We start from the raw sequence: 20,369 nt of genomic DNA, 5'->3' as shown, positions 1-20,369 counted from the left end.
GCACTCAAATTACTGTAATCAATTAGACCGGGAACTTGGCCAGCTAGAGATGCCCCGGAAAACCTTACTGCTCAAGTGCTCTCGTAAAGCTTTGATCTCACCAAGCTTTTATCCAAGGGGTATTCTTTTTGATGGCTTTCTCCCAGTTTCGCAGCTTTTAGGTGAAGCCTTGCTGAATCTTTCCTTCTTTTCTCCTTTTCTGCCGGTTAAGCAGTCAAGTCATGTGGCATGATAATCCCATGACTTTCCGTGGCGGCATAGAAAAACCTGAAAACCTTGCACGTTCTGGTGGCAGCGGTGGAAAAATTGCGGCTGGCGGTGGAATCGGCACGCTCCTCCTTGTTGGCATATTTTTACTTATGGGAGGAAGCCCTTCTGAGCTAGGACAGATTTTAGGGGACACAAACCAACCGCAGGTCTCTCAAGACTCCGGAAGGTTGGAACACTGCAAAACAACTGATGACGCCAATCAACATGCAGATTGTCGTGTAGAGTTCACCGCTATCTCTGTCAACAAAATATGGGAGGAACAGCTCCCGGCACAGGCGGGCCTGACTTTTAAAAAAATTCAGCCATTCGTGTTTAAGAGTGCCGTCAATACAGGATGCGGAGCAGCGTCTGCTGCTACGGGCCCCTTTTACTGTCCTCGGGATGAGACCGCTTATTTTGACGTAAGTTTCTTCGATCAACTTTCCAAATACGGCGGTAAAAACACACCGTTTGCACAGGAATACATCGTTGCACACGAGATCGGCCATCATATCCAAAACATCGAGGGCACGCTAGGGCTATCTGATTACAATGATCCCGGCCCTAACTCTAACGCAGTTAAAATTGAGCTTCAGGCAGACTGTTACGCAGGCATCTGGGGACATTATGCAGATAAAGGCGAGAATGCTTTCCTAGAGCCAATCACCGAAGAACAGGTTAATGACGCCATCAATGCTGCGCGCGCAGTGGGCGACGACAATATTCAAGAGCGTGCTACTGGACGAGTAAACAAAGAATCCTTTACTCACGGCTCTTCTCAACAACGCCAGGAGGCTTTCCTCGCAGGATATCGCTCTGGAAAGATGAGCTCCTGCGATTTCCTTCAGCGCAACGCATACAAATAGCGCCCTGCTATAACCGCCTCCTATCTGACAACCAGAGCGGAGCTTTACTTCAAGCTCACAACGTTTTCTCCGATATCACCGGAGTCACGTGGCTCAATAGCCTCTAGCCCGAGACGCTCGCGTTCGGCGGCTAAGATATCTTGAGCCAGTTGAGCTTCAGACACATCCACTGCATCATGTACGTCGGCAGACGTGGCTTCACGCGCATATTCATCAAAAAGCTTACGTTTCTGTGCGTTGATCTCCAATAATCGCTCGTCGATGGTCTCATCTCCGAGTATCCTATAAACGCTTACTGGCTTTGTTTGTCCCATACGATGCGCCCTGGCAATAGCTTGGTCTTCTAAAGCAGGCTTCACCTGTGCTTCAGTGAGGATAACCACACTGGCCTTCTGAATGTTCAGGCCGACGCCCCCGGCACCAATCTGGGCCAACAAAATGTCTTGTCCATTGGCCCCAAGCGTGTCTACAAGCTCTTGTCTTTTGATCGGGGCAACATCACCGTTAATGATTCCGACGCTTCTTTGATCAAATTCAAGGTGCAGCCGATCAAGGACGTCTCGGAAATAGCTAAAAATAAGAATATTCCGGCCTTCAGATGCCGCCTCATCAGCTAGCTCGATGATCCGTTCAACTTTTGCGCACAGGGGGCGTTGCACAACCATCGCAGCTCGACGTGCAGACATCCAATTATTTTCTGCCACAGCACGTTTATATTCTGTGAGATCTTGCTCTGTGAGGTCTATCCACTCATCTATTTCAATTTTTGTGGGAAGTTCATCGAGCACGTCTGTTTGGTTCCTACGCAGATAAGCTGGCGCGATTGTGTTTTTAAATTGTTGTGGGCGAAGATTCTCTTCTTGAGGCAGTAGTTCTGGTTGTACATACGTTACTAGTTGTCGGAATTCACTCAGCCGATTTTCCAGCGGAGTACCTGTCATAAGCAAGGAATATTCGGAATTTTCGATGAGTTTTCTGACAGCTTGGGATCTTTGCGCAGCAGGATTTTTAATAAAGTGCGCCTCATCAATGATGGACATAGTTGGCGCAGGAATTGATAGAGATCGTGCCCCCTCATAGGTCACAATCAACACACCCCCGTTGACAGTCCAAGTAGAAAGTGCTGATTCCTTCAGTTCTCCGTGCGCTACGTGAACAGGAATCTTTGTAAATTTGTCGATCTCTCGACGCCAGTTAACTATGAGAGACGCAGGAACTACGATAAGTATTCGTACATCTTCTGCGGCCTCTGCTTGCGCCACGATATGCGCTGCGGCAGCAATAGCTTGGACTGTTTTACCTAATCCCATTTCATCGCCAAGAATGACTTTCTTTTGCACTAGGGCGAACTTGGCACCAAAGCTTTGATATCCGCGGAGATAAAGCTCGGTGAGCAACGATTGATCAAGTCGAAGAGCACGTATTTTGGCGAGTGTCTCCTCCGGCAGAGCAGATTGTCCCGCTTCATTGCTTTCTACTTGTCTTAAAGCAGACCATAGGGTTTGGTAGTGCGCTGGGCGCGCTTGATAATCCTCCCACACTGATTCCCCAGGATCCGTAACGGGAGGAGTAGAAAAGGTTTGAGGTGCCGCATTAGCCCATGAGATATCTTCAATGAACTGCTCATAATCTGCATTAGCGCTGCTATACGACGATGAAAGGCCGTCAAATCCCATAGGATTATCGGTTGTCCGGGCAACAAGAAAAGGCGCTCCGATGAGGGCTATATCTCGTGGAGTACCACGGAAGTAACTAATAAGCCGGTCTCTTCTATTGCGTTGTTCTTCCGATAGTTGGTCAGCTTGTTCAAAGCGGGCCAATATCCGTAGCAATTGTACGAGTTCGGGAGTACGGGTATCCCCAAGGCTGCCCAACGGCGCGGCCATGGCTTCTGTGTAAAGCGTCTGAGCAGCACCTTTGATTCTTTTAGCTGTGGCGGCTCCGATTCCAGAGACCTGCGTGAGCGTAGTCTCCGGGGTTGAAAGTACGTCAAGTACGCTAAAAACTCCTACGCTTTCTAGCCCCGTGAACCTTAAGCGTTCGTTGGTTACTTCTTTGAGCGCATCCAACGGTAGGCCACGTATCAATTCAGAGGCTTGCTGCGCCGTGATTGCTCGTGCGATATGTTCTGCTTGCCCGCGTAGGTTAGGAACGGAATTATGGTCATTTTCGATCTGGGTTACCAGTTGTCTGGCGGGAATGACATAGCTACGGTCAAGAGAGTCGAAAGATACAGAGTCTATTCCTATGCCTAGCCCCAGGGCCTGGGCTAGTGAACTGCGCGCAGCAACTGTGTAACGCTCTGGCGTACCGTGAACGCCGGGAGTGAGATGCACACCTAATTGTTGGATACGATTAGCCTCATCAGCGCGCGAAAGAATATGAGTGATACTCAATGCAGCACTACTAATGGCTGGATTTTCTAGAAGACGCTCGAGTTCGGCTGCCGCTTGCTGAGCAGCCGCCACGTTAGTAGAGCTAAAAAAGCTGAAAAACCGCCCGTTTGCAGCAGCCGCAGACTGATCTAACAAAGGAATGAGTGGGGCGACGAGTGCAGAATAGTTCTGCACTGTAGCCATTATCGTTTCTTTTTCCTCCGCGAACTCAGCGTATAAGTAAAGTTCGTGCGGCCAAACGATAGTGGATGTGTCAATCAAACGCACCGATCCTGCTTCAACCCCCAGGTGCACGGCACGCGCTGTAGGGAGATCGGCGGAAACATATGACGCCACGGCAACGGCTCTGTCTTTGAGAGAGATGAGCTGTTGCGCGCGGCCTCGAATAGCGGCAAGATGACTACGCTCCATACATTAGGAGTCTAGGTTACTCCTCGAGCCTATTGTTAGACGGAAACTTCTGGGTGTAGATCCTTCAACTTCATCTGTCGGTCTCTCAATGCTGCAAATGTTGAGAGGCTAAGGAACAGCGCCGCGATGAAAAAGAGCACTACCAAAGACTGCAACGCTCTATGGTCTAGCGCCATATCGGTGTGATAAATCATCTGACGCAGAAGGTTTACTGAGTAGGTCATTGGATCATAGGTATGGAACCAGCGTAACGGTGCAGGCTGAGTTTCCGGCGGGTACAGTCCGCCGGAGGAAACGATCTGCAAGGACATAAAGGCGATACAGAGTACCCGCCCTACGGTAGAACCAAATACTGCATTAAGACCTTGGGCAATAGCCATAAAAGCCAAAGAGGATATGCACATCGCCGCCCAAAGACCGATCTCATTGTGCGCATGGAGACCAATAGCATAGCGCTGCACAAAAAACATCACGGTGGCTTGGGAACAACCCACGATTACTGCCGGAAGATACGATGCAAGCACTGCTCTAAAAGGAGCTATCCCGGTATCAATGGCTCGTCGTTGCAGGGGACGCATCAGCATAAAAGTAACGGTTCCACCCATGAATAGTCCGAGCGCAATAAACATTGGTGCGAGCCCCACGCCAAAGAGAGACATGGTGTCTTTGATTACCTCTTGTTTGACGGGAGTAGACACATTACGCGCGGCATCATCTATCGTCTTTTCTTCGAAAGAAGGAACCTTGTCCGCGCTCTGATTGAGCTTAAGGGATAATTCACCAGAGCCTTCAGAAAGTTCGACCAGACCAGAGCTTAACTGTGCAGCTCCAACGGTAAGTTGTTGAGAGCCTTCAGAAAGCCGGCTTGTTCCGTCTGCAAGAGTTTGCGTCCCTACGACAAGTTGTTCGGAACCATCAGAAAGCTTGTGCAAACCGGTGGAGAGTTTCTGCGCCCCATCTGTTGCTTGGTCGACGCCAGAGCGATAGGCAGCCGCTGGGTCTGAAAGTTGTCGATGGATTTCCGCAGCACCATGAGAAAGCTTATTCAACTGCCCAATTATTTCAGAGTTTCCACCTATACCCTGTGCAGTGAGAGAAGCAATGATTGCATCTGCACTATTTGCTAGCTCAATAGCTTGAGGAATACCTGTTGCGCGTAACTGCGCGCTCAGGTTAACCAGTGGAATAGTCAATTGATCCTGAGCACTACTTGCCCGGCGCGCAACGCCAACGAGCTTGTCGACGCCCGCCGATACCTGTCCTGCTCCATCCCCTAGAGTATCTGTCGCAGTATTTAGACGCTGGAGCCCCGACGCTAGAGCATCTGCACCATCTTTTGCCGCGCCGATGCCTTGATGCAGCTGTTTTGTTCCGTCGGCAAGCTTATGGGCACCTTGGTCGGCAGTCTCGATACCATCATGAAGTTGATTCGCACCGCCTTCCAGCTTCTGAGCACCGTCTTTTGCTGTCCCTGTGCCGTCGGCAAGCTTATGGGCGCCGTCTCCTGCAGCGTGAAGTCCACTACCGATCGTGTTAAAACCTACCAGCAGTTGGTTAGCCACTTGTGCCCCAAGTTTTTCATTAACACTAGCTAGCACACGCGTTACTACTTGGTTTCCTACTGTGGTAGCGAGGAAACCATTGGCGTTGTTATACGCAGCATTGAGCTTGGCTTGGTGTGGTGCGTCCGTACCAGCGCTAATCGCGGCTTCTGAGAAATCCGAGGGTAGTTCTATAGCAAAATAATACGTACCGTTAGCTATTCCCTCTCTCGCGGCTTCTGGGTCGACTTCGATAAATTTAGCCGCTGGATTGTTGATAAGGTTTTCTACAATCTGGTCACCGGCTTTAATATCTTTGCCGTCTTTTTTCGTACCCTGGTCTGAATTGACCACGGCTACAGGAAGCTTGTTTAGACGTCCGATCGGGTCCCAATAGGACCACACAAAAAGGCCACCAAAAAGTAGGGGCATTAAAACGATAACGATAATGGCCAGCGGAGGAAGCTTGCCATGGCCGAATCTACGGAACTCGGTTCCTATGTGGAATAGGTTCACTGGCCTATCCCCTTTCCTATCCGTTGGATTTGGTGATTCATATCATTCGCTGGTGTCCCCCGTTGCAGCAGGTTATCGAGTAAATTTTTCTCTCTTTCCTGTGCCCGTTTCAACGCACCGGCAACCGGTATATCTGCATCACAAATCCCATCCACATCCGAGTTAGCGGATACGGTAACCACCGGCAGCACCTCAGCCACCACTTTCAACTGCCGTAAGAGATCGGCTCGTAGACGTAGGCTTCTAATCTGATCGATATCGTCCACGATAAGAAGATCCGCCTCAGGGCGCACAGTCAACGCCAGAGCAATTCTTAATGTAAAGCGCTCCAATGGATCTAGATCGCCAACTTTTCTTTTAGCAAAAGCCTCAGTGGCATGAATACCGAGCAGTTCTGCTGCTTGAACAAAACTATCAATCTTCTCAATGGAAGAAGGCACCCGGCGCCACCAGCTATTTGTCCATGCCACGTGTTCTCGTACCACCGCTTTCACCGGAACAAGCCGCTCTAGAGAGTCAAATTCGGGGATTCCTGCCAAGGCCACGTGTTTATGAAGCTGCTTCGGAGTGGACATCTCTCCCTGCGCAGAGTGAAGCATCACTATCCCTGATTTCGGCTTCATACGTCCAGCGAGAGTTAAAGACAGCGTGGTCGCCGAGTTTTCGCGACCACAATGCAGCAACGTAAGCCCTAACGCGATATCAAGAGAAGGCAGTTCGGTGCCACTAGTAAGTACAAGGTCTCTAGCGGTCAACACCACTGGCGCGTCAGGGAGTTGTGATGACGTATGTACTTCAGACGAGTCCATTTATTCCTCTGCTTCACTGGTTTACGGGAACCAAAGTGAGATGTTACCCTCCATATTGGAGTCACCAACATATTTCTCCCCTCATGTAACAATGTCAAACGAGCCTGTCTGTAGAGTCTCAGGCCAGAGCAGTGTCCCTCTCATTACAAGGAAAACCAGCAATGCGATCCGATGCCATACGCAGACGTAACAGCCTCATTGAAGCCGGGATGTCTCTACTCATTAGAGACGGAAAGGACATGACGCTGGAATCAGTAGCCGAGAAAGCCGGAGTGGGCATTGCTACCTTGTACCGTAATTTCCCCACCCGTAACGATCTGGTACACAGCTGCATTATTGCTATCGCTGACCGCGGAATTGCCGAGCTTAAACGCATAGCTAACAACCCACCGCGTGACCAAGAAACTGCTTTAAATCAACTCAATGAACTGGTTAGCCTCATCACCAGTGTCGGTCTCAATATACTCATCCCGGCATTGGTTCAGCCTGAAGAAAAACAGCTTCCCCCGGATTTTGTAAGACCGCGCGAAGCCCTTTTCGTTCAGATCCGTAGAATTGACGAAAATCTTCGAGCCACAGGGCTTATTCATTCCAGCATCTCCGGGATCGACTTCTACACTGGAATTATCGCGTTATGCGCACCCCCACACTTTGAGATGGAAACGCTCTCAGTTCCATCAACAAAACACCTGATCAATATCTATCTAGCGGGATGCCGCGCTGGAATATCTGGTAAGGAGACTCCCTCATCGTGCCAACAGTAACCATCGTGTCCGCCGGACTATCCACGCCATCAAGTTCTTTGGCTCTCGCTCAAGACATCGCCGCGGCAGTTCGCAAGGAGGTCACAGGCACAGGGCAAACTCTCAATCTACAAATAATCGAGTTGCGTAATCTTGCGGTTGATCTCGCACGTTCTATCACTGGAGATACTACGTCTCCGCAATTGCAGCAGGCCATCGACTGCGTACGCTCCACCGACGCACTCATTGCGGTAACACCGGTATTTAAAGCCAGCTATTCCGGCCTATTCAAGATGTTCTTTGATGTGTTACGCCCTCAAGATATCCATGAAATGCCTGTTATTATCGCAGCCAATGCAGGTTCTCAACGGCATGCACTTGTTCTTGAATATGCTGTACGACCATTATTCACCTACCTCAAAGCAGCAACTGTCCCTACTGCAATTCTGGCTACGCCGCACGATAGACTGCAGGAAAACTCCGATGTATTCCGGCAGCGAATCCACCGCGCTGCGCACGAACTGGCACTTCTACTAAAGCCTTAAGTCTTTGGAATCTAAGCATCTCAATCACAACCCAATAGCGCGTTAGATGCCATATCGTTACCACTCAAAAGCTGAACTTAGCGTGTTCTATCTCTACCATGGATCTCATTCACCCGTTTTAAAAGGAGCACAGATGACCATCAGTATCATCGATTTGTTCAGCATAGGCATCGGCCCTTCGTCTTCGCACACCGTAGGGCCAATGCGTGCTGCAAACCATTTTTCTCGCGCGCATCCAGAGCTCTTAAAGGAAAAAATTTCCGTTACCTTGCACGGATCCTTGGCTGCAACTGGTGTAGGACATGGAACTGACCGTGCAACCATACTCGGCCTTGTAGGTTATGAGCCGACTGCCACCACACCCGATATCGCTCCCGCTTTTGGTGAACCAGTACCCATGGAAGGTACAGTAACCGGCCCCAACGGAACAGTCTCTTATCAATTAGTTTTCGATCCGACGCCCCTACCAGAGCATCCTAACGCAATGACTTTTATTGCCCACGGCCCTGAGGGTGACCAGGTTTCAGAGCCCGAGGTGTATTTTTCAGTCGGCGGCGGGTTTATTTTAACCGAGCAAGAATTCCATGCGCAGCAAGAGCCTCTTGGCTCTGGAGCCTCCACAACTTCCCGAGTCGATTCGGATGACCCTCTACCGTATCGCTTTCACACAGGCGATGAGCTGCTATCTATATGTAAAAAGTCCGGCCTATCCGTGGCAGAGATCATGCTGGCAAACGAGGTTGCCATCCATGGTGATGCAGCACCAGTAATTCAGCACATTGACGCAGTCTGGGAAGCTATGCAGGATTGCGTAACCCAAGGCATTAAAACCCCGGGCATTTTGCCAGGAGGGCTGAATGTTCAGCGCCTGGCACCCGAACTGCATGAATATCTTCACCGCAGCACGACTAACACTCAAGACGATGCATTATGGGCCATGGAGTGGGTTAACCTTTATGCCCTCGCGGTCAATGAGGAAAATGCTGCCGGCGGCCGTATTGTCACAGCACCTACCAATGGTGCTGCAGGCATCATTCCCGCGGTAATGCACTATGCGCGAGATTTCCGCAAAGACTTGGCTCCTGGTTGGCACCGCGATTTCCTCCTATCCGCCGCAGCCGTAGGAGTGATCATTAAGCTCAATGCTTCCATTTCAGGAGCAGAGGTCGGATGCCAAGGAGAAGTCGGATCAGCGTCAGCTATGGCAGCAGCTGGTTTATGCCAAGTTATGGGAGGTTCTCCCGAGCAGGTAGAACATGCAGGAGAAATAGCACTTGAGCACAACCTAGGACTCACATGTGACCCAGTTGCCGGTTTGGTTCAGATTCCATGCATCGAACGCAATGCAATCGGAGGCGTAAAATCCATCAACGCAGCTCGATTGTCGTTTATTGAAACCGGACCACACCGTGTCAAGCTCGATGAAGTCGTAAAAACAATGGCAGATACCGGCAAAGATATGCTCACAAAATATAAAGAGACCTCCATGGGAGGTTTGGCTGTCAACCTTGGACTTCCAGTCAACCTAACCGAATGCTAGAACCAGGGGCAGCAGTAATTCTCCTGCCCCAACGTAGCAAGCTGCAGATCTATACATCATATTTCCCAAGCCAGACTGAGCAAACAAACACTTACTTTCTCAGATAGGCTCTGGGAAATATGCTAAAAGTCACCCGACAGTAATCTGATGACTTTTTAGTGGATGAAAAATCAGGACCGATCTACGATTTCGAGGATACGTCGAGCTCGTAGAACAACAGGACGATCGACCATTTTCCCATCCACTTGAACAGCTGAATCACCTACAGCTACTACCCTCTTGGCCCATTCGATCTCACTTTCCGATGGCATGAATGCCTTGTGAATAGCTTCAATTTGAGCAGGGTGAATACAGAGGGATCCGCCAAAACCGTCGCGGGCAGCTTTTATCGCCGCCTCCTCCATCACCGTCTCATCATGAAAATCAGAACACGGACTTTCTAATGGAGGAAAGAGCTGATACAAGGCGCTGACAAGTACAAGTTGAGCACGTGCATAATTAATAGGGACAGATGGATTGTTACAGCCCAATTCCACTGAAAGATCAAATGCCCCCAACGCAAGACGTACTACATTAGGATGCGCGGCTACGTCTTCAAGGTCTTTCAGCCCTTGAGCACTTTCGATCAGCGCGATAATTGGCACTGGAGATTCCCCCGCAGGTGGAAGATTCTGCATAGAAGTTTTAGGAAGCATTACTGAAAGGTCGATGTCTTCATGCGCTTCAACTATCGAGCGCACAGTAGCTAAATCTTCCGTTCCGTAAGCAGAGTCCAAGGAGTTAATCCGTACTACTATCCCCTTACGCTTAGGGTTGAGGATAATTAACTCACGCAATCTCTCACGAGCTGAATCCTTATTGGAAGGAGCCACTGCATCCTCCAGGTCCAAAATAACTAAGTGAGCTTTGGACGCAAGCGCTTTAGCAGCACGGTCAGGACGATCAGCAGGACAAAAAAGAGCCGAGTAACCAGCAGTTGTTGTTCTATGACCAGGTCGATCTGACGTCCAGGAAGTTTGTCCAAACGACCCCTCTGTAGCGGTAACCGAACTGACCGATTGGGGCAAAGTCATAAATAGGCTCCTTAGATTGATTATCCAGTTTGGCAGCTCCTATAAGCAGAAAAACCCTTCCGTCGCTTCTTAAATAAAAGCTTAAATAATGCCAATTAATAACCATTAAAACATAAAATAAGAAAACCCTACTAGGAATTAAGAATTACTTCGTATTAAAAATTTTCACACCCGGTTTTCACATACACCCCCCTCTAAATGGTTTGCAGATCCAAAATCAGGCGAACCGTCAGTTGCAACATTGAGCAAACTGTCAAAATACCACCGCAGACAGGCCCAACCCCTTAAGCCCCACATGCCCACACCCCATATCACCCACTGCAAATCACCAGTCGCCACAACGTTAGAAACTGTAAAATATTATGTGAATTATATTGATTTTACTTAAATATGAATTCTCATATTGTAGAATTTGATTAAGTTTTCTAAATCTGAGTGTTGGCTTACAGTACGTCTGCTGAGCACCCAGACAAAACGAGTGAAAAGGGTGTAGAACATGAATAAAGAAAATCTGAAGCCAGGTTGGCATGGACGTTACTATGAGGACATGGAAATAGGCGATGTTTATCGCCATCCCCTCGGCCGCACGATTTTACCGGTAGATAACTCTTGGACAACCTTATTAACGCAGAACACCGCGCCTATTCACTTTGATGCGCACTATGCTTCACAAACTGAGTTCGGTCGCCCGCTGGTAGACTCCACCTTTACCCTAGCCCTTGTCACAGGCCAGTCAGTGACTGATATTTCACAGAATGTTATGGCTAACCTCGGATGGGATCGAGTGCGTTTGCCATATCCGGTGTTTGAAGGTGACACTATCTATTCCCAGTCAGAGGTTCTAGATAAAAGAGAGTCCAAATCCCGTCCCAATGTGGGCATTGTTCAAGTCCGTACTATTGGCTACAACCAAAAAGGCGAGATCGTGATCACTTTTGAGCGAACCATCATGGTGTACAAAAAGGGTTACGGTCCAGGCTATGCAACCGTAGAACCAATTTGGGATGACCATACGCGAAAAACTACAGGTCTCGATGGATAAATAGGTTCAGGAGAACATACAGTTGAGCGCTGGAATTAATTCCAGCGCTCAACTGTAGACAGCCCTTTAATCCAAAAATTGCCCCTAATTTCTTTACGGGGCCAGAAAGCCCAGTTTTCAAACAATTTTCCAGCGAACCAGCTACCTACTAGCCCAGCCTTTGTAACAAGTTATTTTTCCCGCAAGGAAAAATCGTAAAACTTTTTCATATCGATCCTGGATAAAAGAACCAGCGTATAGATCACCCCGAGCCGATCAATGCCCTGGACAATCTGTTTTCTATCCTCACCCGGAAAACGGGTTGTTTCTATGTTGGATACCCCAAACTGATTGACCTTAACCAACCTGGATTTTCTTTCATAAAACCATGCGCCATACGCACAGGGCTCTTCACACTAACAACACTGGCGCACAGGCAAACTTCTGCCAATTAGCTTCTTAACCACTTCTTTTTATTCTCGCTTTGATCTCTCCTAGTCGGCAGGCGCAGAAGCCCATACTCGCTACTAAGCTCTCCCGCCGATTTAAATGAAAGCATTTTTGTTGAAAGGATGACATGTCTTTATTGCCATTGGACGGAATCACAGTAGTGTCCATGGAACAAGCCGTGGCTGCCCCATTTGCCACTCGTCAACTTGCAGACTTGGGAGCACGTGTTATCAAAATTGAGCGCGATACGGGAGATTTTGCCCGTACTTACGACAACAAAGTGCATGGTGATTCCAGTTTTTTTGTCTGGCTTAATCGCACAAAGGAGTCTGTTGTCTTAGACGTTAAATCTAAGGAGGGAAATGATGCTATAAAGAAACTCATTTCCCAAGCAGACGTATTCGTGTCAAATCTCAAGCCTGGTGCAATTGAAAGGCTTGGTCTTGGAGCAGAAGCATTGCACAAAGATAATCCAGGACTTATACATGTATCTATCTCGGGTTTCGGGCCGGGCGGCTCTTATTCTAAGAAAAAAGCCTATGACCTTATCATCCAATGCGAGTCAGGAATGTTATCCGTAACAGGCACTGAGGAGCATCCTTCTAAGGTCGGTCCCTCCATAGCAGACATAGCCTCAGGTATGTACGCGTTCAGCAGCATACTTGCATCTATCATCCAGCGCAGTAAAAGCGGTAAAGGAGCCGTGCATGAAATATCCATGCTTGAAGCACTTGGTGAGTGGATGAGCCAGCCGCATCTTTTTGCCAACTATGGTGGCCAGCTAGCAAAACGAAGCGGAGCATCGCATAACTCTATTGTTCCGTACGGCCCCTTTCCCACAATGGACGGACAAGTGTTCTTTGGACTTCAGAATGAACGCGAATGGGCAAACTTTTGCAGCGTAGTCCTCGACGAGGCAAAGCTAGCCACAAATCCAAAGTTCACTCCCAATTCCGCTCGCTTAAACAACCGTGATGAGCTCGTAAGCCTCATAAGTTCCAAAACAAAAACGCTCACAAGCGATGAGCTTATCGAGCGCCTTGAACGCTGCAATATCGCCACCGCGCGTCTACGTAACATGTATGAATACGATGCACATCCGCAATTGAAAGAGCGTAACCGATGGCGTGAGGTAGAAACCAGCACAGGTGAAAGAGCCCGTGCATTGTTACCGTCTTTTTTACCTGTCGGGGTAGAGCCAAAATGGTTTAAGGTTCCAGCGTTAGGAGAACACACTAACCAGGTATTTAAAGAGTTCAACTTGTAGATATTACCGGCCTTAGAAAGACATACACCAATATCTGCTCTTGATATGCACAAAACCGTGGGATGCGCGCACTGCGTACCCCACGACAAAATACTCTTTGTTGTGCTCTAGTCGGCGTGCCAGGTTACCTTTGAGCTTCCATGACTTTAATCATCCTCGAAGCGCCGATAAGAGCTGATTCTTGCTCCGACTAGACCCGCATAATGTAGGAATAGTTCAGGTCAGGCTTAAAGACTCGCCTTCAGCTGAACAACAAGCTCGTCTATAGCAATATCGCGTTGTTCCTTTGAGACCATGTCTTTCACTGCAACTACGCCATGTTCCAGTTCACGATCTCCCAAAACAAGCGTAAAGCGAGCTCCTGACCGGTCCGCGCCTTTCATAGCGCCTTTCAGTCCACGGTCACCGTAAGACATATCCGCAGGAATACCCTGTGCGCGTAGCTTATCGACGATAGACACCATACTCCGCTTAGCCTGTTCCCCCATGGGAACACCAAAAACAGCAACACGAGATCCGTCGGTAATAGTTTTTTCTTCTGATTGAAGTGCTAGCAAACAGCGATCAACGCCTAAGGCATAACCGATTCCAGAAAGCTCCTGCCCGCCGAGCTGAGCCATCAACCCATCGTAACGTCCTCCGCCGCCGATTCCCGACTGCGTGCCAAGACCATCATGAACAAATTCGAATGTGGTCTTCGTGTAATAGTCCAAACCGCGTACCATCCGAGGATTAATCTCATATGCCACGCCGAGGTCATCAAGAAGCCCCGTTACCGTCTCAAAGTGCTCACGACATTCTGAAGAAAGATTATCCAGCATAAGAGGCGCATCAGCAGTCATGTCACGTACTTCCGGCCGCTTGTCATCAAGTACGCGCAACGGATTAATCTCAGCTCTACGACGTGTTTCTTCGTCGAGAGGCAACGAAAAAAGAAAATCTTGAAGCTTTTGACGATACGCCGGGCGGCAGGATCCATCGCCGAGAGAAGTTAATTCCAACCTATATCCTTGCAGCCCGATAGCCTTGAGGGAACGGTCAGCAAGAGCAATCACTTCTGCGTCTAAAGCTGGATCATCAATACCAATCGCTTCAACCCCCACTTGTTGCAGCTGCCTATATCGGCCTGCCTGGGGGCGTTCATAGCGGAAAAATGGGCCATAATATTTTAGCTTTACGGGGAGCTGGCCTCGGTCGAGGTTGTGTTCAATCACTGCTCGCATAACACCGGCAGTTCCCTCAGGGCGCAACGTTACTGAGCGTTCTCCACGATCAGCAAACGTATACATTTCTTTTGTCACAACATCCGTTGATTCACCAACACCTCGGGCAAAAAGCGTGGTCTCTTCAAACACAGGAAGCTCGATGTGCTCGTAACCAGCAAGGTGAGCCTGATGGGCGAAGGTATCTCGAACACCAAGGAACGCCGGCGACACCGGCGGAATATAGTCAGGCACGCCCTTCGGTGCCGAGATTATCTGAGGCTTCTTTGTATTCACATCGAACTACTTTAGTCATGAGTGGCACAAAAAGCGCAGCGGGTTCACACAATCGCATGCTCCACCGCCTCTACAGGCTTTTAAACCAAGGAACGTAAATATGGGTTGTACATTCGTTCAGCGCGCATGGTGGTCATCGGGCCATGCCCCGGCAAGATTTGAAGAGAATCGTCAAGGGAAAGAACTTGATTTTTTAGGGTTTCTTGCATTGATTGGGGGTCGGAGTGAATAAGGTCAGTTCTCCCAATCGACCCTTTAAAAAGGATGTCACCCGAAAAGCAAAATTCAGATCCCACTAGCAGCACAGACCCCGGTGAATGCCCTGGCCCGTGCAATACTTCAAATTGTTCTCCCCCTAGCTCAATATGCTGTTTGTGTTCCAACCCGAGCATGTGTTTGGGCAACGGCATGTCCTCAGCAGCAAAAAGCAGCAGAGATTCTTTAGACATACCTTTACCTTTGTCCAAGAACTCAGCGTCCGATTCATGGATACAAACCGGCACGCCCCACTTATTTGCCAAAGCCGCCGCATCACGGATGTGATCAATATGCCCATGAGTAAGCACTATCTGGGCAAGGGAGGCAGCCCGTTCAGCGAGAAACGCCTCAATCTGAGGCTGCGTATACATCCCTGGATCTATAACGCTGACTTGATCGCCGCTAATTACGGCATAACAATTTGTTTGATAGGGGCCAGTAGCAAAGCCAAGAATCTCCATGACGTTTTACATTAGGCCCCTATCTGACTAAACGCGAAGAGCAGTCTCCCCCAATAAAATTAACGTAGCGCTGCTAGGGCCGCATCGTAGTCTGGCTCCTCAGTGATTTCTGAAACGAGCTCTTGGTGATGCACAACCCCTTGTTCATCGGTAACCACCACAGCTCGCCCAAACAGTCCTTTTAGTGGAGAGCCTTCTAGAACAATGCCAAAGTCTTTTCCAAAAGTGGAACGGAATGCCGACGCCGGAATTACGTTATCCAAACCTTCCGCGGCACAGAAGCGGCTAAGAGCAAAGGGGAGGTCCATGGATACGCACAGGACAACCGTATTGTCCATTCCGCTTGCGAGTTCATTAAAACGTCGGACAGATGCTGCACACACATCGGTGTCCACGGAAGGGAAAATATTAAAAACAATGCGTTTTCCCGCAAAAGTAGCCTCGCTGAGATCTGCAAGGTCTGATCCTGCCAGCGAAAATCGTTTAATTTGCTCTCCCACGCCCGGAAGATTCCCACTGGTAGTTACGTCTGTTCCATGAAAATGTGTTATTGCCATGCCAGCCACAATAGGTGTCTATAACGAGCTTTGCCATAGTTAGGCTCAGAAAAACTAAAAATTCCCAGCACTTTTCAATTTTATGTTGATTTAAATAACAGCATCAGTTTTTATCGGATGCTGTCTCCCACTAGGCTCAATCTAGAATAATCCGCGACTTCATCCGCCCAAGGATCAATAAAACGTAAGGAAACAACTTGTGAGCAACAATAAACAGCGTCGTGAAGAATCGATGCGTGCGCTAGAAAAAGAGATTAAGTCACGGGACCGTTCCGAGAAAGCTAAGCCACTCGGAGTAGTAGCCACAGCTGCCGTAGCCGTTCTAGCTATCGTCGGTGGAATCTATTGGGCAAACTCTTCGGGCTCTAACGACGAGCAGGTCTCTGCAGACGCCTCCTCTACCGCTACAACTACAGCCGAAAAGCCGGATTACAAACCACTATCGCTCACGCGAGAAAAAGCCCTTCCGGACTCGGTGTCCTGCGATTACAAAGATTCCGGCAAAGCTTCCAAGGAAGTATCTAAGCCAAAAACCTCTAACGTGTCCGCCAAAGGCACGGTAAAAGTTGACCTTAAGACCAATAAAGGCGATATTGATCTGGAATTAGACCGCACAGTCTCTCCCTGCACGGTCAACGCTATTGAGCATCTAGCATCCGAAGGCTACTACAACAACACCGTGTGCCATCGTCTGACCACCAATGGCATCTTTGTGCTCCAGTGTGGAGACCCAAGCGGAGCCGGCTCTGGCGGTCCGGGATTCCAATTTGCTAATGAATACCCAACAGACGAGATGAAAGATGCAACCGCACCAGTCGTCTATGGACGTGGCACCATTGCCATGGCCAACGCAGGAAATGACACCAACGGCTCCCAGTTCTTCCTCAACTACAAGGACTCCCTGCTCCCGCCGAACTATACCTACTTTGGCAAGATCTCGGACAGCGGCCTAAAAGTTCTCGATTCTATTGCGGAGGCAGGCGTAAAAGGCGGCGCCGCTGACGGCGCACCCGCTGAAGAAGTCAAAATTGAAAAGGCAACAGTGCAGTCATAGTTTCATGGCTACTTAGGCTTTACAGTAAAGCCCCATGGAGATCCCAGCACGCGACGGGAAAACCTCCATGGGGCTTTTAAAATCGCTTCTCATGAATCAACAGAATTGATCACACACCGCCGATAATATATAATTTCCCTGAGATTTTTCTCTTTATTTTCCCAAAAATGGAAATGCACGCTTAGTGAACTTTCGCTTTTCGCATAAAAGTAAGGTGATACTCATTTCCCCTGACAGCATGCAAAAAGGAAAGTTGCGCAAAGTGCGCAACTAGGCTACCATCACCGTCAGTCTAGATTTCCCTTAACTTAAAAGGACCATTAGCTATGAAGCTCCTCTCCCGCAAGGCTCTTGTTTCGGTTGTCACCGCTACCGCCGTTGCAGCAGGTTCCCTCTCCGCCCCAGCTATCGCCGAGGATAAAGAACAAACCCCTACTGCTTCCTCCCTTGCCAGCCTTAAGGACTTGCTCTCTTCTTCCTCTTCCTCCGAGGACACCGCTGCAGACAGCACCACGGGCACCGCTACCGCAACCGCTAAGAAAAAGGACGCTACCAAGATCTTTGAAGATGTCAAAGCATGGGTTGGCATCATCTCTGCTGTACTAGGCATCCTCACCACCATTATCACCTTCAGCGGAAAAATTGATCGCCTCTTCTCCAAGAAGTAAGAATTAATTCTTTCACAATAAATGGGCTTATCTCCTTAAGGAGATAAGCCCATTTATTGTGAATCCCCCATTCGGATCCAAAAAGCGCCACAACCTTTATTGCTTCCGCTAGCCTCCAGAGGTCACTCGATAAACGTCAAAAACTCCCTCGGTGTTTCGCAGCTGAGTCATCAATGACCCTAGTTGTTTAGTGTCCGATACGGAGAAAGTAAAGCGTACGGTAGCCACATGATCGTCAGAGCAATTGGAGTTCATGGCTATAACCTGGACTCGTTGTTCATTGATCACCCGGGTCAGGTCCATAAGCAGACCATCGCGATCGAGCGCTTCCAATTGGAGTGTGGCGGCAAAGACCGAGCCACCTTCAGATGCCCACGAGACCGAAATAAGGCGCTGAGGCTCGTTTTTCAAACTATCTGCGTTGGTACAATCCGTCCGATGCACAGATACCCCGCCCCCGCGTGTGACAAACCCAAAGATCTCGTCACCAGGAACTGGCATACAGCATTTAGCTAGCTTTGCCATGACATCCGGGCTTCCTTCAACCAAGATGCCATTTTTGTCCGTGACCTGTGTCTTAGAATTAACCAGCTCGCTAAAAGGTGTACGTGCTACCAAAGTGTCTTCAGCATCGTCTGTACTGCCAAATGCAGCCATGAGCCGGTTGACCACGTGCGCTGCAGATACCGACCCCGATCCGATAGCGGTATAAAGAGCATCTACGTCTGGATAGTGCAGCTCCGTTGATACTTGTTTCATCGAATGTGCAGTGAACAAACGATGCATAGGAAGTCCGCCTCGTTGCACCTCTGCTGCGAGAGCATCGCGTCCAGCTTCGAGGTATTCCTCACGGCGTTCTTTTGCAAACCACTGTCGGATCTTTGCTTTAGCACGCGGCGAGACAACAAAATCTTGCCAATCGCGCGACGGTCCTGCATTTTGATCCTTTGAGGTAAATACCTCGACCCGATCACCAGATTTTAGTTTAGTTTCAAGCGCTACGAGCTTACCGTTGATCTTAGCGCCGATACAGCGATGCCCCACTTCTGTATGCACTGCATAGGCAAAATCAACAGGGGTTGAGTCCACCGGTAAGTTGACCACATCGCCTTTAGGCGTGAAAGCAAAAATTTGTTTACTTGTAAGGTCATAACGCAAGCTATCCAAAAATTCATTGGGATCAGCTGCTTCCTTTTGCCAGTCCAGCAGCTGTCGCATCCAGGACATCTGGTCGATCTCGGCTTGTTCGCCGCTGTTCTTGCCTTTAGTCTCTTTATAACGCCAATGCGCGGCAATGCCGTATTCAGCGTTGAAGTGCATCTCATGCGTTCGCACCTGGACCTCAAGCGGCTTACCGGTATCCCCCATCACTGTGGTGTGAAGAGACTGATAAACCCCAAATTTAGGGGAAGAAATATAGTCTTTAAACCGTCCTGGCATTGCAGCGTAGAAGGCATGGACAACGCCGATCGCCGCGTAACAATTATTAATGCTATCTACGAGAATCCGAATTCCAACGAGGTCAAAGATATCTTCAAAATCTTTTCCTCGTACGATCATCTTCTGGTAAATAGACCAATAATGCTTTGGTCGTCCCATAACCTCGGCTTCAATATGATTTTCTTTTAAAGCCTGCTGCAGTTGAGAGGTTATTTCTTTGAGATACCGATCTCTCGAAGGCGCACGGTCTGCTACCAAACGCACCACTTCCTCATACTTTTTTGGGTAGAGGATCGCAAAAGAAAGATCTTCAAGCTCCCACTTCACGCTCGCCATTCCGAGCCTGTGGGCCAAAGGAGCAATCACTTCAAGCGTTTGACGTGCTTTTTTGGCTTGCTTCTCTGGTGGAAGGAAGCGCATAGTACGCATGTTGTGCAGGCGATCAGCCACTTTGATCACCAGCACGCGGGGATCTTGGCTCATAGCCACGATCATTTTTCGGATGGTCTCTGCTTCCGCAGCGGCGCCTAGGGCTACTTTATCCAGCTTGGTCACGCCGTCGACAAGCCGTGCTACTTCCTCTCCGAAGTCGCGCGTGAGGTCTTCTAAGGAATATTCTGTGTCCTCTACGGTGTCATGAAGCAACGCAGCTACAAGCGTTGTGGTATCCATGCCGATTTCCGCGGCGATCGTCGCCACTGCAAGCGGATGGGTGATATAGGGATCACCTGATTTCCGGAAGACGCCTTCATGAAGATGCTCTGCAGTGGTATAGGCTCGGTCTAAAAGTACAGGGTCAGCCTTGGGATGAAATTCCCGGTGGATAGCCAATAATGGTTCCAGGACCGGATTAACGCGAACTCGGTTGCCCGTTAAGCTTCGCGCCAAACGTGCAGACATGCTCCGCATTGAGCTTTGCTGCTTCTGTGGTCGTTTTTCTTGCGCCATCGCCACACCCATGTGCCCTTTCCGTATACGCAGGGCCGGTAAAGCAGCCCCTTGTAT

At 49.1% G+C, this 20,369-nt stretch carries 16 protein-coding genes; 8 read left to right on the top strand and 8 right to left on the bottom strand.

The window, feature by feature from the left end; genetic code table 11:
• Nucleotides 1–239: 239 nt before the first annotated feature.
• Nucleotides 240–1,115 carry a KPN_02809 family neutral zinc metallopeptidase gene (ypfJ, locus tag CpATCC19410_RS07415; protein ID WP_014522830.1) on the top strand — a complete coding sequence of 292 codons (876 nt, stop codon included), beginning with the start codon at nucleotides 240–242 and terminating at the stop codon, nucleotides 1,113–1,115.
• A gap of 44 nt (nucleotides 1,116–1,159) precedes the next feature.
• Here the strand turns inward: ypfJ and CpATCC19410_RS07410 are convergent, their stop codons facing one another.
• The 3 genes from CpATCC19410_RS07410 to CpATCC19410_RS07400 are packed head-to-tail and all read right to left on the bottom strand — an operon-like array spanning nucleotide 1,160 to nucleotide 6,788.
• Entirely contained in the window at nucleotides 1,160–3,922 is a 2,763-nt protein-coding gene (locus CpATCC19410_RS07410; protein ID WP_013242010.1) for a DEAD/DEAH box helicase, read from the bottom strand.
• A 35-nt stretch (nucleotides 3,923–3,957) separates the two neighbouring features.
• Nucleotides 3,958–5,979, bottom strand: coding sequence for a YhgE/Pip domain-containing protein (locus CpATCC19410_RS07405; RefSeq protein WP_013242011.1), 2,022 nt, complete (start codon nucleotides 5,977–5,979; stop codon nucleotides 3,958–3,960).
• The gene (locus tag CpATCC19410_RS07400; protein WP_013242012.1) at nucleotides 5,976–6,788 is read right to left on the bottom strand and encodes an ATP-binding cassette domain-containing protein; all 813 of its coding nucleotides are present in this window, start codon (nucleotides 6,786–6,788) and stop codon (nucleotides 5,976–5,978) included. Before CpATCC19410_RS07400 ends, CpATCC19410_RS07405 begins: the two co-directional genes overlap by 4 nt.
• Nucleotides 6,789–6,949: 161 nt before the next feature.
• Here CpATCC19410_RS07400 and CpATCC19410_RS07395 point away from each other — a divergent pair, with 161 nt between their 5' ends.
• The 3 genes from CpATCC19410_RS07395 (at nucleotide 6,950) to CpATCC19410_RS07385 (ending at nucleotide 9,616) form a co-directional block, all read left to right on the top strand.
• Nucleotides 6,950–7,552, top strand: a complete 603-nt coding sequence (locus CpATCC19410_RS07395; RefSeq protein WP_013242013.1) for a TetR/AcrR family transcriptional regulator — start codon at nucleotides 6,950–6,952, stop codon at nucleotides 7,550–7,552.
• Entirely contained in the window at nucleotides 7,540–8,076 is a 537-nt protein-coding gene (locus CpATCC19410_RS07390; RefSeq protein WP_013242014.1) for a CE1759 family FMN reductase, read from the top strand. Before CpATCC19410_RS07395 ends, CpATCC19410_RS07390 begins: the two co-directional genes overlap by 13 nt.
• A 133-nt stretch (nucleotides 8,077–8,209) precedes the next feature.
• Nucleotides 8,210–9,616: an L-serine ammonia-lyase gene (locus CpATCC19410_RS07385; RefSeq protein WP_013242015.1), complete on the top strand. Its 1,407-nt coding sequence runs from the start codon at nucleotides 8,210–8,212 to the stop codon at nucleotides 9,614–9,616.
• A 170-nt stretch (nucleotides 9,617–9,786) separates the two neighbouring features.
• On the opposite strand, the gene CpATCC19410_RS07380 is transcribed toward CpATCC19410_RS07385, so the two are convergent.
• Nucleotides 9,787–10,689: an HpcH/HpaI aldolase/citrate lyase family protein gene (locus CpATCC19410_RS07380; protein ID WP_013242016.1), complete on the bottom strand. Its 903-nt coding sequence runs from the start codon at nucleotides 10,687–10,689 to the stop codon at nucleotides 9,787–9,789.
• Between the two features lie 496 nt (nucleotides 10,690–11,185).
• Here CpATCC19410_RS07380 and CpATCC19410_RS07375 point away from each other — a divergent pair, with 496 nt between their 5' ends.
• Complete coding sequence (locus CpATCC19410_RS07375) at nucleotides 11,186–11,731, top strand: MaoC family dehydratase (RefSeq protein WP_013242017.1); 546 nt, start codon at nucleotides 11,186–11,188, stop codon at nucleotides 11,729–11,731.
• Between the two features lie 556 nt (nucleotides 11,732–12,287).
• A complete protein-coding gene (locus CpATCC19410_RS07370; RefSeq protein WP_013242019.1) occupies nucleotides 12,288–13,427 on the top strand; it encodes a CaiB/BaiF CoA transferase family protein in 1,140 nt (379 codons plus the stop codon).
• A 227-nt stretch (nucleotides 13,428–13,654) separates the two neighbouring features.
• On the opposite strand, the gene hisS is transcribed toward CpATCC19410_RS07370, so the two are convergent.
• From hisS to tpx, 3 genes are all read right to left on the bottom strand, one after another.
• Nucleotides 13,655–14,926, bottom strand: coding sequence for a histidine--tRNA ligase (gene hisS / locus CpATCC19410_RS07365; protein WP_013242020.1), 1,272 nt, complete (start codon nucleotides 14,924–14,926; stop codon nucleotides 13,655–13,657).
• An 80-nt stretch (nucleotides 14,927–15,006) separates the two neighbouring features.
• Nucleotides 15,007–15,645, bottom strand: coding sequence for an MBL fold metallo-hydrolase (locus tag CpATCC19410_RS07360; RefSeq protein ID WP_014300724.1), 639 nt, complete (start codon nucleotides 15,643–15,645; stop codon nucleotides 15,007–15,009).
• Between the two features lie 59 nt (nucleotides 15,646–15,704).
• Nucleotides 15,705–16,202 (bottom strand): thiol peroxidase, encoded by a 498-nt coding sequence (gene tpx / locus CpATCC19410_RS07355; RefSeq protein ID WP_032802544.1) that lies wholly within the window; start codon nucleotides 16,200–16,202, stop codon nucleotides 15,705–15,707.
• Nucleotides 16,203–16,401: 199 nt separating this feature from the next.
• Between tpx and CpATCC19410_RS07350 the strand changes: the two genes are divergently transcribed.
• Both CpATCC19410_RS07350 and CpATCC19410_RS07345 read left to right on the top strand, forming a co-directional pair.
• Nucleotides 16,402–17,256 (top strand): peptidylprolyl isomerase, encoded by an 855-nt coding sequence (locus CpATCC19410_RS07350; RefSeq protein ID WP_013242023.1) that lies wholly within the window; start codon nucleotides 16,402–16,404, stop codon nucleotides 17,254–17,256.
• A gap of 326 nt (nucleotides 17,257–17,582) precedes the next feature.
• Nucleotides 17,583–17,924 carry a hypothetical protein gene (locus CpATCC19410_RS07345; RefSeq protein WP_013242024.1) on the top strand — a complete coding sequence of 114 codons (342 nt, stop codon included), beginning with the start codon at nucleotides 17,583–17,585 and terminating at the stop codon, nucleotides 17,922–17,924.
• 108 nt (nucleotides 17,925–18,032) lie between these two features.
• Here CpATCC19410_RS07345 and CpATCC19410_RS07340 read toward each other — a convergent pair whose 3' ends face one another.
• Nucleotides 18,033–20,312, bottom strand: a complete 2,280-nt coding sequence (locus tag CpATCC19410_RS07340; protein ID WP_014522423.1) for a RelA/SpoT family protein — start codon at nucleotides 20,310–20,312, stop codon at nucleotides 18,033–18,035.
• Nucleotides 20,313–20,369: the final 57 nt, after the last annotated feature.

The sequence above is a fragment of the Corynebacterium pseudotuberculosis genome, assembly GCF_002155265.1.
Classification (GTDB): domain Bacteria; phylum Actinomycetota; class Actinomycetes; order Mycobacteriales; family Mycobacteriaceae; genus Corynebacterium; species Corynebacterium pseudotuberculosis.
The sequence above is the reverse complement of the archived record's forward strand: the minus strand, read 5'-3'. Positions and strand labels throughout refer to the sequence as shown.